This window comes from Vibrio sp. nBUS_14 (assembly GCF_051201655.1).
In the GTDB taxonomy this organism is placed as follows: domain Bacteria; phylum Pseudomonadota; class Gammaproteobacteria; order Enterobacterales; family Vibrionaceae; genus Vibrio.
Genome location: NZ_CP179207.1, coordinates 1,712,008 through 1,728,022 on the forward strand (window position 1 = coordinate 1,712,008; position 16,015 = coordinate 1,728,022).

Genomic DNA, 16,015 nt, shown 5'->3' on the forward strand with positions numbered 1-16,015 from the left:
AAATACGAGGGTTCCAATATGTTGAGCAATAATATTATCGCTATCGACCTAGCTAAAAATGTTCTACAAGTCTGTCATATCAGTGTTCATGGTGAGATGCTGTCCAATAAACCTTTAAGTCGACAGAAAATGAAAGAGTTTCTTGCCAAGGCTAAGCCTTCCATTGTCGCGATGGAAGGGTGTTGCGGATGTCATTATTGGGGTCAGTTAGCTGAAAAGTTTGGACACGAAGTGCGGATTATCAATCCGAAGAAAGTGAAAGGCTACCTAGAAGGACATAAAACTGATCATAATGATGCCCTTGCTATCGCTAATGCTGCTATCCAAATTGGTATCAAGTACAGCCGTCCAAAGTCATTGGAACAACAAGCTATGCATTCTTTAGAAACTAGTCGTAGATTCTTATCTCGTAGTGTTGTTTCCCTAGCTCTTCACATTAGAGGGACAATTTTGGGCTACGGGATAGCAAACCCTAGAGGTGAAAAAGGCTTAAAAGCGTCGGTTCAAACCGTGCTTGATGGAGATACACCAATACCTTCTAATGTCGTATCCGTTCTGTCGATGCTGTGGGAGCAATATCAAGAACTTAAAGCAAAACTTATCGCATTCGAAAAAGAGAAAAATGCTTTAACCCGTCAGATAGAACCGTGCCAACGATTAATGGGCATTGAAGGTGTTGGTGAAACAACTGCTGCGATGCTCTATACAACTCTTGGTGATGGAAAGCACTTCAAGAATGGAAGACAAGCTTCAGCATTTGTTGGTCTTACACCTAAACAGCACAGTTCAGGTGGCAAAGTTTTTATGATTGGGATCGATAAATGCGGTGGTGTGAAGGAGCTACGCTCGCTTCTTTATCTTGGCGCAATGTCTTACGTTGGACGACTACCCGAAAAACCGAAGACTCGGAAGGATGCTTGGTTGAGGAGCATCATAGATCGTATCGGCTTCAAGAAGGCCTGTATTGCACTGGCTAACAAAGTGGTACGTACTGCGTGGGCAATGCTTCGGTATGAGACTGAATATAAACCAGTATTACTCACTAATTAATCATTAACAAATTTTTAAATTTTACAAAATGATGATGCATAAAAGGTAAGACCAACCTACTGAGAACCTGGCCATTCTGTCATGCTGTAAAAAGCTGCTAACGCGATAAGGACAGTAGGTGCGCAAAACATCAAAGGCTAGAGGGTAGCTCCTTCAATAAGAAGCCGAATATACGACCGCATCTTAACTTTTATTGCCAAAATCACTTTGTAAATACGTGGATTCCATATAAATAATGGGGCAAAAATCATTTAGAGCAAAAAATCTAACTCGCTTTTGGACATTTATTTTCCAGCGCTTTCGCTAAATTAGCAAACCATGAATAACTAGAAGTATGGCAAAGCTAGTTGTGAGGAGCTAGTTCGATGAATAAGATCGCACTAGCAAAATATTGGCTTTAGGTGGGCACCAAGTGCCGTTACGTCAAATTCAAACAAAACTACACATATCTAAAGCCTGTTCTATACTCATAAGGCATCTCAATATGAGCTTTCATATGTTATCCTTGCAAAAACACCTTCGTTCTGGAGGTGTTTTTTTATCTGAATCTCGATGCGCCCTAAGTGCCGTTACGTTAAATTCAAGCAAAACTACACATACCTAAAACCTGTTCTATGCCCAGAGAGCAGCTAAAGGTGAGTTTTCATGCCTAGTCCTTACAATACCTTTAATTTCTAGAAAGCTGTGTTCTTTCTCTTGTTAAGCTGTAATCACTGCCCGCCATTCGACCAATACTATCAAGCTTATCTGAGTCGATTCGATAATTTGAAATCGCATCATCAGCGACATGAATCGCGCATACTTCTCCAACCACTAAATGCCCCGACAATGCACCTTCTCCCAAGTCAATAATACGATTGAGTTTACATTCATAAGCAACGACTGCATTTTTAATACGAGGAGGAGTGACATGAGAGCTGCCTACTTTTTCAATCTCTGCGTATTCAAATTCATCCACATCAGCACCCACATTGTGGCAAGTTTTATTCATTGCCTCTAAATCATCATAGCTAACACTGTGGATCACAAATTCTTTTTGTTCTCGAATATTTCGCAATGTGTCTTTTGGAAGTTTATCTTCATTAAACATAGGGTTAAAGCAAAGCATTGGTGGATTTGCCGACGCTACTGTGAAAAAAGAAAATGGAGCAAGATTTACTTTCCCTTCCAACGACACAGAAGAAACCCATGCAATTGGTCTGGGTGTAATCCCTCCGATTAATAACTTATACGTTTCTGTAGGGGTTAAATCGTTTGGTGAGAGTTCCATGATGGCCTTCCTTCATATTTGATAAAAATAATGTAGTGCCCAACTATAACCCCAACCTACAGATGAAACGCAACACTTGAGCAGTCAATACCTAAAAAACAGGGGGCATTTCGTGACTCCGTAACGCAGAACGCCCCCTCGATTAGGAGCCGTGCTTGTGTCTAAATCTGAGTTCGCACTAAGTGCCATTACGTTAATTCAAGGTAAGGCACACACATCTAAAGCATGAACTATACTTACAGTGCAGCAATGATTAACTTGCATAAAATTATCTAATAAAATGCCTCCGAAATCGGAGGCATTTTTGCATATACAACTAGACTTTCATCAAGTGACGCTATGGTGAAATTACTTTTTTTCTCCGCCAACCTGAACGTAATCAATACCAATAATCCGATTTATAATACCAAGTAATGATGTCGTATCTGAGTTAGTAGAATGAATTGTCTCAAGCGTAGCCCCTTCTGGAACAAGGTCTAATGCTCTTTGCTGTGTATCTCCAGGAATTTGAGCCCCTAAAATATTAAAACTTTCTGCATGTGCTACATAAGCGGTATCTGTATGTGAAATACCAGAACAGCCTGCAAGCGTCGCTATACTCAATATCAGTAGTGAATTTTTCATGTCATATCCTTACGTAGAGCCTATGAAGTATTCATTTAAACAATTAATTAATGGCAAGGTAAAGTACAAATAATGAACACCACTCAAAAATCTGGTGTTCATTATTCCTGTTATGGTAAATGTGTGAGTTTGCTATCAGAAACAGCCCTCAGACCGCCTCAAACGCTCTTAGCGAAGATTTTACACATTTGAACAAAGCGGTATGTTTCTATAACGCTTTGTAAGTTTGTGACGTTTTAAAAGCGGTTTGTAGAGCAAAAGTCATCGAGTTTCTTTGAACTAAGAACTGCACTCCGATAACAATTTTTCGTACTTTATGAGCTTTGGGTTTCAGATTAGTTATGTTTGGCCAAAACCCATCCGACCGAGAACGTGGCTTTTTTGGCGAAACTAATAATGGGGCAAAAGCGCCTTAGAGAGCTTAACTTGCAGCACTTCTAGATTAAGAGGTGCTAAACAAAAGTTTATTGAACCACTTCAGGGTTTGGCTTAGCCCTAGCTAAAAAAAGAGGCGTATAGTTGGCGGCATTGATTCCACCGTCATGCACAGTTCCTAAATCTTTGGGATCTACATCCAGCGTGGGCCATATCTTGTTATGACCAATGAAACGATCAAGGTTGAGTTTATCTAGTTCTAGGAATAGGTAGTCATCTTTTTCCCCTCGATATACGCCTGCCGCCCAATAAGCAAATCCGCTAGCTAAAATATCAGCGATTTGAATTTGGGGGTGCGCTTTTGAATCAACAAATTTCAGAGATTTTCCTTTGAGTGGAAGTTCATACTTGCGCCTATCGTAGCCGACCTCGACATTTTCTTGAGTCCAATCCATGAACAGCGCGAACATGCCTGCCTGTTTTTCGAGTGTCTGAGAGTCATCATGCATTAAGTGAAAACCTTTCGGAAAATCTTTACCCCATTGAACACATTGAGCAAATAATGCCGGAATTGATGGGTCTAACGTCGTTTTATCTACACCATGGAGAGCATCCTCAATGATCTCTTTCGTATCTAATATTTGTTGGATATCCGTTCTAAATGGAGCATGGGTTGAAGAACATTGAACTTGCTCTACGGATGAATAGAATGCTTCGATAGATTTACAGTCCTTGTTTTTAAGCATAATGATAAACGCGGACATCATTTTATCTACTTTGTCATCATCACAAAGCACGGTTAAGCAGCAGTACAACATGTTAGATAGAGCTATGTTTTGGCCATTTATGTAAAGGTCTTCACCTCTTAGATACAGCATGTGTTCAATCAACGTATCAACAATCTTAGATACGATCATAAAACGTTTGTGAAACAAGTTAATTTTTACAGTGTTTGGATTTATCAATTTAGAGCCGATTAAACGAACAATGCCATCCTGCCCCGCTTTATTTCTCTTCAACCTTTTGAAATGAAGTTCGTGTTAGCATTTGAGCCAACGAGTTCAATCAACTTCTTAGCATCATCATCGCTCAGTTGGCAGCTAGCTAGGGTAAATACAGGTTGATTATCGTCTAATAAATTTGAGCCTGTATTACCAGACTCATCTAAGTATATGTCCGGAATTGTGTTCATCTTTTGGCGTTGCTTTTCTTTTTTAACGCTTTCAAGTTTAGTGATCTTTTGTTTTTTTCTTAAACGATTTACTTTACTGTTTTACCCAAAATTTATTACTCGCTGATTAATCACGTCTCACAACTCTCTGAAATCCTTAGTGCATCCTCAATCTCGACACCAAGGTATTCAATCGTGCTTTCTAACTTAGCATGACCTAGAAGTAATTGAATAGCCCTAAGATTCTTGGTCTTAGCGTAGATCAAAGAAGCCTTGGTTCTGCGCAGTGAATGCGTGCCATATTGCGTTTTATCGAGTCCTATATCAGTAACCCAACGATTAACCATTGTGGTGTAGTAATGGTACGAGATGGGCTGCCCTTCACGTCGTGGGCTTGGAAACAGATAGTCTGTTGGTGACAACGAGTTTTGAATGATCCACTGCGACAAAGTTTGTTGAGTCTTGGGTGTGATCTCGAAATGTACTTCCTGCTGGGTCTTCTGCTGTTTGACGATTGTTCTCGACATCACACAACCACTGCGACTGACATCTTGGACTTTCAAGTTACGTAAATCACAGGATCTCAACTTGCAGTCGATGGCAAGATTAAACAATGCCAACTCAAACAAGCGCTCTTCCAATTCAAGTCGAATACGGATACGCCAAATGTCCTCTAGTTTGAAGGCTTTCTTCTGACCTACACGCTTTCCTTTATTCCAAGCTTCCATAATGTGCACCTTACTTCATAAAAATGCTCTTTAAGTAAGGCAGAAATCAAAGACAATGCTGCATCCAGTGGTATGATTGACGGAATATTTCTATAACAAGAAAACTTCCAATGAATCAAACAGAACAGCAATTTCTCAAAGATCTTGAAGGCAAGCTTTGGAACGCAGCAGACAAGCTACGCTCAACGCTAGACGCAGCGCAGTACAAACACGCAGTGTTAGGTCTAATCTTCGTTAAATACGTCTCTGATGCGTTTAAGCTGCGTCAGGATGAGATTAAAGCTGACATTGCTAACCCAGAACACGAATACTACTTGGATCCTGCTGATTACTCTGAAGAAGAGTTATCGGCAGAGATTGCTATTGAATTGGAACAGCGTGATTTCTACACAGAGAAAAACGTGTTCTGGCTACCTACGGAATCTCGTTGGCAGTTCCTGCAAGACAATGCGCCTTTAGTTATTGGTGGTGCAGAGCTTGAAATTGACGGAAAAACTAAGAAAATCACTTCTGTTGGACACCTAATTGACAATGCCTTAGAGGGCATCGAGCGTGATAACCCAAAACTGAAAGGCGTGCTTAACAAGTCATACTCTTCATTGAAGATTGACCAAGCTAAGCTGAATGAGCTTATCAACCTGATTGCGACAATTCCGTTTGTTCATGCGGATCTAAACAGTAAAGACATCCTAGGTCATGTATACGAATACATGCTTGGTCAGTTCGCACTGGCGGAAGGTAAAAAAGGTGGTCAGTTCTATACGCCAGCATCCATAGTAACGCTGATCGTAGAGATGATTGAACCGTTTGAAGGTCGTGTGTATGACCCTGCAATGGGTTCTGGCGGTTTCTTCGTTCAATCAGAGAAGTTCATTGAGCGTCATGCGAATGAGAAGAAAGTCGACGCACTAACGCAGAAACAGAAAATCTCAATCTACGGTCAAGAATATAACCATACAACGTGGCAACTAGCAGCGATGAACATGGCGATCCGTGGTCTTGATTACGACTTCGGTAAAGAGCCTGCCAGTACCTACACTAACGTGCAGCATCCAGATCTTCGTGCTGACTTCATCATGGCTAACCCTCCATTCAACATGAAAGAATGGAACACTGGTGTTGATGATAACGATCTTCGCTTCAAATAAGGCCAACCACCATCAGGTAATGCGAACTTCGCGTGGATGCAGCACATGCTTCATCACCTTGCTCCTGAAGGCTCTCAGGCGCTTCTGTTGGCAAATGGTTCTATGAGTTCAACGACCAACAACGAGGGCACTATTCGTCAGGCGTTAATCGAGAACGACTTGATTGAATGTATGGTAGCGCTTCCCGGTCAACTGTTTACCAATACACAGATCCCTGCCTGTATTTGGTTCTTAACGAAGAACAAGAACCCTCGTGTTGATAAAGCAGGACGTAAACTGCGTGGCCGTAAAGGTGAAGTGTTATTCATTGATGCGCGCAATCTTGGATTCATGAAAGATCGCGTTCTACGTGATTTTAGTTTTGATGACATTAAGAAAGTAGCAGACCTATTCCACGCTTGGAAAACGGGTGAAGAAGTTCATGGGGAGGCTTATGAAGACAAAGCAGGTTTCTGTAAATCAGCAACGCTTGAAGAAATCACCAAACATGACTTTGTATTAACTCCCGGTCGCTACGTCGGTGCGACAGAAGAAGAGGACGATGGAGTTCCTTTTGCTGAGAAGATGGCAACCTTAACCGTTAAGTTGAGCGAGCAGTTTACGGAGTCTGCAACATTAGAAGCTGAAATTAAGAAGAACCTAGCGGGGTTGGGTTATGAGCTTTGATAACCTACCTCGCGGTTGGCAGTTAATTCCTCTCGAAGATGCTATGGATGCGATTATTGACTATCGAGGGAAAACACCAAAGAAAACAGAATCAGGTATACCTCTTATCACAGCTAAAATTGTGAAGGGTGGGTATGTCCTTGAGCCTTTTGAGTTTATTGCAGAAGACAACTATGACTCATGGATGGTTCGAGGGTTACCACAAGTTGGTGATGTGGTTTTGACAACGGAAGCTCCTTTAGGGGAAACAGCACAATTAACAAGTGCTAATGTAGCACTAGCTCAGCGTATTGTGACTCTTAGAGGTAAAAAGGGCTTATTGGATAGTGACTTCCTTCTGTGTGCTCTACAGAGTGATTTCGTTCAACACCAATTAGAGTCTCGCGCATCAGGCTCTACTGTTAAAGGCATTAAACAAAGTGAGCTTAGAAAGGTTATCTTACCTATACCTCCATTGCTTGAGCAGCACAAAATATCTCAAGTTTTAAAGTCTTTAAGCAACAAGTTAGTTTGTAATACTAAAACCAACCAAACTCTCGAAGAAATGGCGCAGGCAATCTTCAAGTCATGGTTTGTTGATTTTGAGCCTGTGAAAGCCAAGATGAACGGCGAACAACCAGAAGGTATGGATGCTGCCACTGCCTCGCTATTCCCAGAAAAGCTCGTTGAGTCTGAGTTAGGTTTGATTCCTGATGGGTGGGAGCCAAAGCAACTCAAGGATATAGTTGAGCTAGCTTACGGTAAGGCTCTGAAGAAGACTGACCGTGTTGCTGGCGATGTTCCTGTGTATGGTTCGGGTGGTCTGACTGGATACCATAATCAAAGCCTCGTGGAAGGCCCCGGAATCATTGTCGGTCGTAAAGGTACAGTTGGCTCTGTGTACTGGGAACCAAAAGCATTTTACCCAATTGATACAGTATTTTACGTGAAACCCAAAGCAGGTTATTCACTGAAATATTGCCACTTAGTATTGCAAAATCTTGGGTTGAAAGACATGAACACAGATGCTGCCGTACCGGGATTAAATCGGAACAATGCATATCGTCTCGATGTGATTACGCCTAGTGAGAGTGTGCTCAAAAAGTTTGAAGAAATGATGCAGTCTTTCCAGTCAAAGGTTGATGCCAACAATGCACAAAATGCCAGCTTGGAGTCTTTGCGCGACACGCTACTTCCTAAATTGCTTTCCGGCGATAATGTGATGCCGTTTGAAAAACTGCCAAGTTCTGACATGTTTGATACACAGGTCAACTTTAATGGAAAGTACCCAGATATGCTCTGGGGCTCGGATAGGGATAATTGGAGTGTGATTTTTGAGCACAAAGTATGGTCAGAACTTGATGAAAACCAGTTATCAAATTATCGCAGCTATGCACAGAATAACTTAAAGAAACCATTCATCTTAGTGCTAATCACTGCACACACTAGTCAGCACAAGCAGAATCCTGATATCGCTTTGTGTTGGCATGAAGTAGCTGAAAAAATTTCGGCTATTGAGTCTAGGGCGTGTTGATCTTTGCTGTACATTCCGTGTTCAACAATACATCGGTAGCCACATTAACATGAATGCCAGTGATAACATGCTGGCATAATTCCTTTCTAGCTTGTCATATCTACTTGAAATAGCTCGATAATGCTTAATTCTCCCAAAGGCATTTTCGACCAAGTGACGATACTTGTATAGACACCAATCCATACTGTCTTTGTCTATATCTTGTCCGTAATTGCGTTTAGCAATTACTGTTTCTCCGCCACGTTCCTTAACAAAAGTACGGAAAGGTTCGCTGTCATATCCTTTATCACAAACGATGGTATTAACTTCATCGAGTTGCTCAACTAAGCTTTCGGCATGCACTATATCGTGGCGTTGTCCCTCTGATAAATCAAAGCAAATCGGCAGGCCACCACTATCTACAGCTAAGTGAATTTTGGTTGAGTTGCCCCCGCGACTTTTTCCTATTTGCTCTGAACTTTCAGTAGCTGCACCTGTACTATGCTGCTGCGCTCTAACTATAGAGCCATCAAGAAATACCCATTCAAAGTCAGCCATGCTAGATAAGCTTATGAAAAGATTATCTAAAATCCCTTTCTTTGACCAAAGATTAAATCGTCTGTAAACGGTACTCCACTCTCCGAACTCAGAGGGTAGATCTCGCCAAGGAATACCTGTTCTCATTCGATAAAGTATTCCTTCAAATGTCATTCGATGTTCAGTTTTATCGTAAATACGACCTGTACTTTTCATAACTTGGAGTAGCAGTTCCCAGCGAATATCAGTTAGCATTGTTCTTGGCATGGTATTGGTTATGGTTTTACTTTTGGCGAAGCAAATTATAACTCTTTACCATGCTGTTCAAAAAACACTCACGAAAGATCAACACGCCCTAGTGAACCGAAGCAAAAGTGGATAAGGGATGAGTTTATTGAGCTATTGAAAAGTAACGGCTTAATAGCTGTATCACCAGTTAATCCACTTTCAGTCAGTTATTATTTCGAAGTCAAACAATTAGAAAAACAATTGTATGATATAGCCAATCAAAACATAAATCGTGACTGGCCAATTCAAACGCTAAATAGTGGGGCTTTGTACAATCGCGCTCCATTTCAACGTAATACTCGTGGTAAGTTTGATGCTTGGGGGAGAATCGGTTTAGAGTTCAACAATGTTAGCAAAGAGTATAATGACGGCGGTTGGAATCCAGGGATATTTTGCGGTTTTCTTATTGATGGCGAAGATCATTGCTTGGGATTCTTGCTAGAAGAGCACAATGAACCTTTGGCGGTTTTGCTCATGGATATTGATGAACATCTTCATTCAAAACTGCAATCAGAGGGTTTGTTTAAACAATTTGTAGATGAGATTCGCTTGCCAAAAGGTTGGTGTTTAATCGACCGGACGTTATCGAATGAAACAATAAACAGTTGGCATCCCTTAATTATCTATCGCAAGCTTTCTGATTTTATTGGAAGTGCTTCTACAGTTGATCAACAAAGTGAGACGTTTTTTCATCAAATGGCACAACTACAACAAATTCTCTTAGATAGTTACTCGTTCAGAGCTTTCTGTAAAGAGATGCACAGACTGTACGAAGAGCAATTATGATCACTGAAGACCAACTAGAACAGCTCAGCATCGATTGGTTTACTGGCCAAGGCTACCTATACAAAAATGGCTACGATATCGCCCCCGACGGCGATTCCCCTGAGCGTGATGATTACCACGAAGTCGTGCTCAAACAGCGCTTGCTTGAGCGTTTAGAGGTATTAAACCCTGAACTGCCACAAGAAAGCTTGGACATGGTGGTGAATACAGTCAGTACACCAGACACCCCTGTGCTGATTAAAAGCAACCGAACTTTCCACAAATACCTGATTGAAGGTGTACCTGTTGAGTACACTGTGTATGAAGACGGGGAAACCAAGACTAAGCACACCCATGCACGCTTAATGGATTTTATCAATCCAGATAACAATGAGTTTCTGGTAGTGAATCAGTTCACCATTACAGGTAAAAAAGGTAACCGTCGCCCAGATGTGGTTGTGTTCATCAATGGTTTGCCCATTGCTGTTATCGAGTTGAAAAACCCTGCCGATGAACATGCGGACATTTGGCATGCTTACAACCAGCTTCAAACCTACAAAGAAGAAATTTCTGACCTATTTGTATTTAATGAAGCCTTGGTAATTAGTGACGGTGTTAACGCTAAGGTTGGCTCTTTAACAGCGAATAAAGAACGATTTTTACCGTGGAAAACGCTTTCGGGTGAAGATGATAGACCACTATTTGAATTTCATTTAGAGACAATGGTTCGTGGCTTTTTCAAGCAAGAGCTACTGCTCGATTACATTCGTTACTTTGTCTTGTTCGAAGCAGATAACGACACTGTTATCAAAAAGATAGCTGGTTATCACCAGTTCCATGCGGTGCGAGCGGCAGTCGAAGCCACAGTGCGAGCGAAACAGGCTGATGATGAGCTTCCTTTAGTTGCAGAAAACATAGGCCAGTACCAAGTTCAAGCGACAAAAGGCTTAGATAAAATTAAGCCCGGCAGTGGTAAAGCGGGAGTGGTATGGCATACGCAGGGCAGTGGTAAAAGTATTTCAATGGTTTGCTACGCCAGTAAACTGTTGCAACAGCCTGCGATGAACAACCCAACAATTGTAGTTGTGACAGATCGAAATGATCTAGATGGTCAGCTTTTTAATACCTTTGGTATGGCGCATGAAACACTTAAGCAAGTACCATCGCAAGCGGATGGTCGCGATAAGTTGCGTGAGCTGCTGCTCTCTCGTCAATCTGGCGGCATCATCTTTACCACCATTCAAAAGTTTGCCCTACTTGCAGAAGAAACAGAGCACCCAGTGCTATCAACGCGTGCCAACATCGTCGTGGTATCGGATGAAGCGCACCGCAGTCAGTACGGCAACAAATCAAAGTTAGTAGACGTTAAAGACGCTAACGGTAATGTCATCTCACAAAAGTTTGTTTATGGTTACTCCAAGTACATGCGTGATGCGTTGCCAAATGCGTCGTTCATTGGTTTTACTGGAACACCTATTGCTATGGATGACAAAGACACCCGTGGCGTATTTGGTGAGTACGTTTCTATCTACGATATCCAAGATGCAGTCGATGATGGTGCCACAGTACCAATCTACTATGAGTCTCGCTTAGCCAAGTTAGATATCAACCAAGCTGAAATTGAGCAGCTTAATGACCAAGTCGAAGATGAGATCGGTGAGTATGAAGAGACTTCAAGCCGCGAAAAAATCAAATCTCAATGGGCAACACTTGAAAAGCTTGTTGGTGCTGAACCTCGCATTCAGCAAGTTGCTCAGGATTTGGTGAATCACTTTACCACGCGTACAAAGACGTTTCCCGGCAAAGCCATGATTGTGGCGATGAGCAGAGAAATCTGTGTCGATCTCTATAATGCGATTGTTTCGATTAAACCAGAATGGCACCACGATGATCCCGCGAAAGGCGCAATCAAAATTGTGATGACAGGCAGCGCATCTGATAAAGCTAAGATGCAGCCACACATCCATGATAAGAAAACCAAGAAACTCTTTGAGGCACGATACAAAGATACTAGCGACGAGTTAAAGCTGGTGATTGTTCGTGATATGTGGCTAACAGGCTTTGATGCGCCGTGTTGTCATACCATGTATGTCGATAAGCCGATGAAAGGTCACAACTTGATGCAGGCTATTGCACGCGTAAACCGCGTTTTTAAAGATAAACCGGGCGGTCTGGTAGTTGACTATATCGGCATCGCCAATGAGCTGAAAAACGCGCTTAAAACCTACACTAATAGCCAAGGTAAAGGGCAACCAACGGTTGATACTGCGGAAGCCTTTTCTGTGCTGATGGAAAAGGTTGATATCGTTCGTGGTATGTTTGCGACCCCAGTTGACGGTAAGGTGTTTAACTATCGCCCTGACTTCGAAACCGAAGCTTTACGTTTATTACCTAAAGCGGCAAGCCACTTGTCAGGGTTGTCACATACTGATAGCAAAGGTAAAGAAGTTCGTGATGGAAAACGTCGTTTCCTTGATGTGATGGCTGCGCTAGGTAAAGCGTATTCGCTGTGCAACACCATGGATGAGACGCATGGTTACAAGAACGAAATCGCTTTCTACTCAGCAATCAAAGCAGCTTTTATAAAGCATACCAATGTTGGTAAGAAAATCGATCAAGAACAACGTAATACTGCCTTGAAGCAGATTCTTGATAATGCCGTGATTGCCGATGGTGTCGATGGTGTCGATGATATTTTCTCCATGGTTGGTTTAGATAAACCGAATATTGGTTTGCTCTCTGAAGAGTTCTTAGAAGATGTAAAGAACATGAAAGAGAAGAATCTTGCTGTCGAGTTACTTGAGAAGCTTCTGCGGGATGAAGTCAAAGCTCGAATGAAAAACGATGTCGTGCAAGAGAAAAAATACTCCGACCGTATTTTGTCAACATTGAACAAGTACCACAATCGAAGCATCGAAACAGCTCAGGTCATTGAGGAACTGATCCAATGGGCTAAGGAAATGCAAGAGGATTCCGAGCTCCTGGATAAGTTAAAGCTTTCCGTTGATGAAATCGCTTTCTACCGTGCTCTAGTAGAAAACGAGTCTTCTGTCCGTGAGCTCGGTGACGATGCTCTACGTAATTTGGCCATTGAACTAACCAAACAACTTCGTAAGTCGGCCACTGTTGACTGGCAGAAGCGGGAAAGTGTGCGCGCTCGTATGCGTAACCTAGTACGCCGACTGCTTCGTCGATGGAAATATCCACCTGATGCCGCAGAGGAAGCCATCAAGCTTGTGTTAGAGCAAGCAGAGGTTCTAGCTGACGGCTGGTATAAGTAATAACAAGGGCAAGGTGTAAACCTTGCCTTTTAAATATCTATGCATTTTTCCTTAGATTGAAAATCAGCCAGTCCCATTTTGGGGGTAAAAATAGTAATCAAAATGGAATGAAATAGAGTCATTGCACTAAGTGGTTTTTGTCCAAAGATCATTTTCAAATCTGAGCAGATGCAGAAGCTAAAGGCATCATTCGTAAAGCTTATCGCGCAACTAATAGTCGAGTATGTTCGTTGACTTCTAAAAGAGCCCAATGGTGACTCCTCTGCAATTGAATTATATTACCGCCAGTGATTCTCGAAGCGAGAACTAAGGAGGCCGCCATGGACCTCTTCAAGGCAAGTGGCGGTTTCTCAAGCTCGGCACCATCCGCAGAGTACCAATAGGCGTGATACTTACTGTGCCTCATGACTATCAAATTCTCGGCTTATAATCTGGTTTAATTTTTCTCTCGTTGAGTTTTTAACCGTTAGCAGTAGAAAGATTATCATTGATTGATGATTAGATAGGGTTTAACGTAAATCCAATGTAACAATATTGGCTTTTCAGAACTAAGATTGTCATACCTGTAATTATTTATTGCATGCTAAATTAGCAAAGTCGAACTTTGTTATGTGCAAGGTTGTAATTGACTTAACTTGAAAATTTCACTCTGAAAACTAGTGTCATTTTAGGCGTGGGGCTCTGAGCCTCTACGATGTTCAATTTAATGATAACTTTAATAGAGAGGTTTTAATGTGTCGTTGGCTAGCTTACCAGGGAGTTCCTATTTATTTGGATGAAGTTATTTATGAACCTACTAACTCACTCATCATTCAGAGTCTAGAGGCTCGAAAAGGGGCCACTCGAGTTAACGCCGATGGATTCGGTGTGGGGTGGTACACACAACGTGATACTCCCGGTCAATATCGAGAAGTGTTACCTGCATGGGGGGATGATAACCTTCGTTCTTTAACACATCATATATCTTCTCATCGATTTATGGCTCATGTCCGCTCCTCAACGGGTTCAGTTGTATCGCGTTCAAACTGTCATCCTTTTGTCTTAGACAATTGGATGTTTATGCATAATGGGCAGATCGCTGAATTCGAGAAGTTACGATTCCATCTTGAACGCTTGTTACCTGAGTCCCTTTTTAATTACCGACAGGGTACTACTGATAGTGAACTAATTTTTCTCCTTATGGTAAAGAATGGTTTGTTTAGCGATGCAGATGTAGCGATTATCGCAACTATTAAAGAAATCGAAATGGTGAAAAAGAGCAAATCTATTCTGTCACCATTTAAGGCATCTACTTGTTTGTCAGATGGTAAGCAATTTTGGGTAGTACGCTACTCTAGTGACAATGAGCCACCGACGATCTACATTAAAGCTGAAGGCTTAAACGTAAGCATTGCATCTGAACCCCTCGAAAAAAATACTGAGTGGAAACTCCTAAAACCACAAACGATCACTTGTGTCCATGGTACCAACTTGACCACAGCTCAAATACAACTAGATATCTAACCTTAATTATCAATGGTGAGCACTTCGTATGCTAATTCTCCATATCTCTAGTTATTTGTATTTGCTAATGTTCGATTTTGCGAAAATGATTTCTGTCCAAAAACGTGTTTCAGCAGGAGGAGTGCTTATCCCTAAAAGTTTCAATCTTTAATGTTAAAGTTGCGAACTTTATTGTCTGAGTTTCGATCTTAGTTGTCCGCCGACAATTCGGCGCCTGCGGTTTCAATTTTTGGTTTTTACGGTGCAGCGTTTGAGTTAGCTGGCAGCATTGCGCAACTTAATTATGCTTTAAATTCATGAGGTTATAATGACGAGATTCGAGTTTTTTCATACGATAAAAAATAAAAGGTTAGAGCAACTTTCATTGGAGGAACTTGCTTATGCTCACTTATCTGATAGTGATTTTACTGAGACGAATCATGGTTTACTAGCATCTTCATTGTCTACCGTTTTACAAGAAATCAGACATGTTAAGCGGCAAACATATGGAAGTTCTTTTTTACCATTGTCTGCCGCATTTACGGTTCTAGATCAGCTTGGATATTGTTATCAAAATGCGGAATTGCCAGAGTTTAGTAATCAGAAAGCAAGCTCAATCAAAAAGTCGCTCTACTATTTTTGTGGTTTCGGTAAAAATGATACTGACACTCAGACCTTGGTTGCTTTGCGAAATTCTTTCCTTCATACGGCTAGCGGTTTATCTAAAGCGCAATACACTAATCAACCAAATCATTTGTTTGTGTTTAACCCAGAGGCTGATGAGTTAATTACTTACCCTACTGAACTTTGGGATGGTAACTTCGCAACATTGAATAATGCACACAGCACTTTCGTTAACCAGAAAAAATTGATCGCAATGGTAGAAGAGGCTGTAGAAAATGCTCAAAGCCTACTTTACGCACGAAAGTTAGTCGTTAACTTACCAGAAGGATGTCCAGAACTCTATTGGAGGTTCCTCAAACATATCGAACAATAAATTTAACAGATAAGGATTTAGCTTTGCGTAGCCAATGCTGGCATGAGCACCTGTTACTCATCGCACTAGTTCTTCACAACAACTTTTCCATACCTGCAGTTATTCGTAATTTACTAATTTAGCAAAAGCACTGGCAAATAA

Annotated in this window: 12 protein-coding genes and 1 pseudogene; 7 read left to right on the forward strand and 6 right to left on the reverse strand. The window is 41.5% G+C overall.

Annotated elements, in window-relative coordinates; genetic code table 11:
* The first annotated feature begins 18 nt into the window (after nt 1-18).
* Nucleotides 19-1,050 carry an IS110 family transposase gene (locus ACMAZD_RS25590; RefSeq protein WP_435247183.1) on the forward strand — a complete coding sequence of 344 codons (1,032 nt, stop codon included), beginning with the start codon at nt 19-21 and terminating at the stop codon, nt 1,048-1,050.
* A gap of 667 nt (nt 1,051-1,717) precedes the next feature.
* On the opposite strand, the gene ACMAZD_RS25595 is transcribed toward ACMAZD_RS25590, so the two are convergent.
* From ACMAZD_RS25595 to ACMAZD_RS25615, 5 genes are all read right to left on the reverse strand, one after another.
* A complete protein-coding gene (locus ACMAZD_RS25595; RefSeq protein ID WP_435249975.1) occupies nt 1,718-2,320 on the reverse strand; it encodes a flavin reductase family protein in 603 nt (200 codons plus the stop codon).
* Between the two features lie 348 nt (nt 2,321-2,668).
* The gene (locus ACMAZD_RS25600) at nt 2,669-2,944 is read right to left on the reverse strand and encodes a hypothetical protein (RefSeq protein WP_435249976.1); all 276 of its coding nucleotides are present in this window, start codon (nt 2,942-2,944) and stop codon (nt 2,669-2,671) included.
* A gap of 464 nt (nt 2,945-3,408) precedes the next feature.
* Nucleotides 3,409-4,236 carry a DUF3800 domain-containing protein gene (locus ACMAZD_RS25605; protein ID WP_435249977.1) on the reverse strand — a complete coding sequence of 276 codons (828 nt, stop codon included), beginning with the start codon at nt 4,234-4,236 and terminating at the stop codon, nt 3,409-3,411.
* Nucleotides 4,237-4,334: 98 nt separating this feature from the next.
* On the reverse strand, nt 4,335-4,511 hold the full coding sequence (locus ACMAZD_RS25610; protein WP_435249978.1) for a DUF3800 domain-containing protein: 177 nt from the start codon (nt 4,509-4,511) through the stop codon (nt 4,335-4,337).
* A 110-nt stretch (nt 4,512-4,621) separates the two neighbouring features.
* Nucleotides 4,622-5,218 (reverse strand): tyrosine-type recombinase/integrase, encoded by a 597-nt coding sequence (locus ACMAZD_RS25615; protein WP_016792310.1) that lies wholly within the window; start codon nt 5,216-5,218, stop codon nt 4,622-4,624.
* Between the two features lie 110 nt (nt 5,219-5,328).
* Between ACMAZD_RS25615 and ACMAZD_RS25620 the strand changes: the two are divergent.
* Together ACMAZD_RS25620 and ACMAZD_RS25625 are read left to right on the forward strand one after the other, a co-directional pair.
* Nucleotides 5,329-7,032 (forward strand): annotated as a pseudogene (locus tag ACMAZD_RS25620) (N-6 DNA methylase).
* Entirely contained in the window at nt 7,022-8,545 is a 1,524-nt protein-coding gene (locus ACMAZD_RS25625; RefSeq protein WP_435249979.1) for a restriction endonuclease subunit S, read from the forward strand. Before ACMAZD_RS25620 ends, ACMAZD_RS25625 begins: the two are co-directional and overlap by 11 nt.
* 21 nt (nt 8,546-8,566) lie before the next feature.
* On the opposite strand, the gene ACMAZD_RS25630 is transcribed toward ACMAZD_RS25625, so the two are convergent.
* A complete protein-coding gene (locus tag ACMAZD_RS25630; RefSeq protein WP_435249980.1) occupies nt 8,567-9,328 on the reverse strand; it encodes an IS5 family transposase in 762 nt (253 codons plus the stop codon).
* 135 nt (nt 9,329-9,463) lie between these two features.
* Here ACMAZD_RS25630 and ACMAZD_RS25635 point away from each other — a divergent pair, with 135 nt between their 5' ends.
* The 4 genes from ACMAZD_RS25635 (at nt 9,464) to ACMAZD_RS25650 (ending at nt 15,874) form a co-directional block, all read left to right on the forward strand.
* Complete coding sequence (locus tag ACMAZD_RS25635; protein WP_435249981.1) at nt 9,464-10,135, forward strand: hypothetical protein; 672 nt, start codon at nt 9,464-9,466, stop codon at nt 10,133-10,135.
* Nucleotides 10,132-13,395, forward strand: a complete 3,264-nt coding sequence (locus ACMAZD_RS25640) for a type I restriction endonuclease subunit R (RefSeq protein WP_435249982.1) — start codon at nt 10,132-10,134, stop codon at nt 13,393-13,395. The genes ACMAZD_RS25635 and ACMAZD_RS25640 overlap by 4 nt, the downstream gene beginning before the upstream one ends.
* A gap of 732 nt (nt 13,396-14,127) precedes the next feature.
* Nucleotides 14,128-14,898 carry a class II glutamine amidotransferase gene (locus ACMAZD_RS25645; protein ID WP_435249983.1) on the forward strand — a complete coding sequence of 257 codons (771 nt, stop codon included), beginning with the start codon at nt 14,128-14,130 and terminating at the stop codon, nt 14,896-14,898.
* 307 nt (nt 14,899-15,205) lie between these two features.
* Nucleotides 15,206-15,874, forward strand: coding sequence for a hypothetical protein (locus ACMAZD_RS25650; protein WP_435249984.1), 669 nt, complete (start codon nt 15,206-15,208; stop codon nt 15,872-15,874).
* Nucleotides 15,875-16,015: the final 141 nt, after the last annotated feature.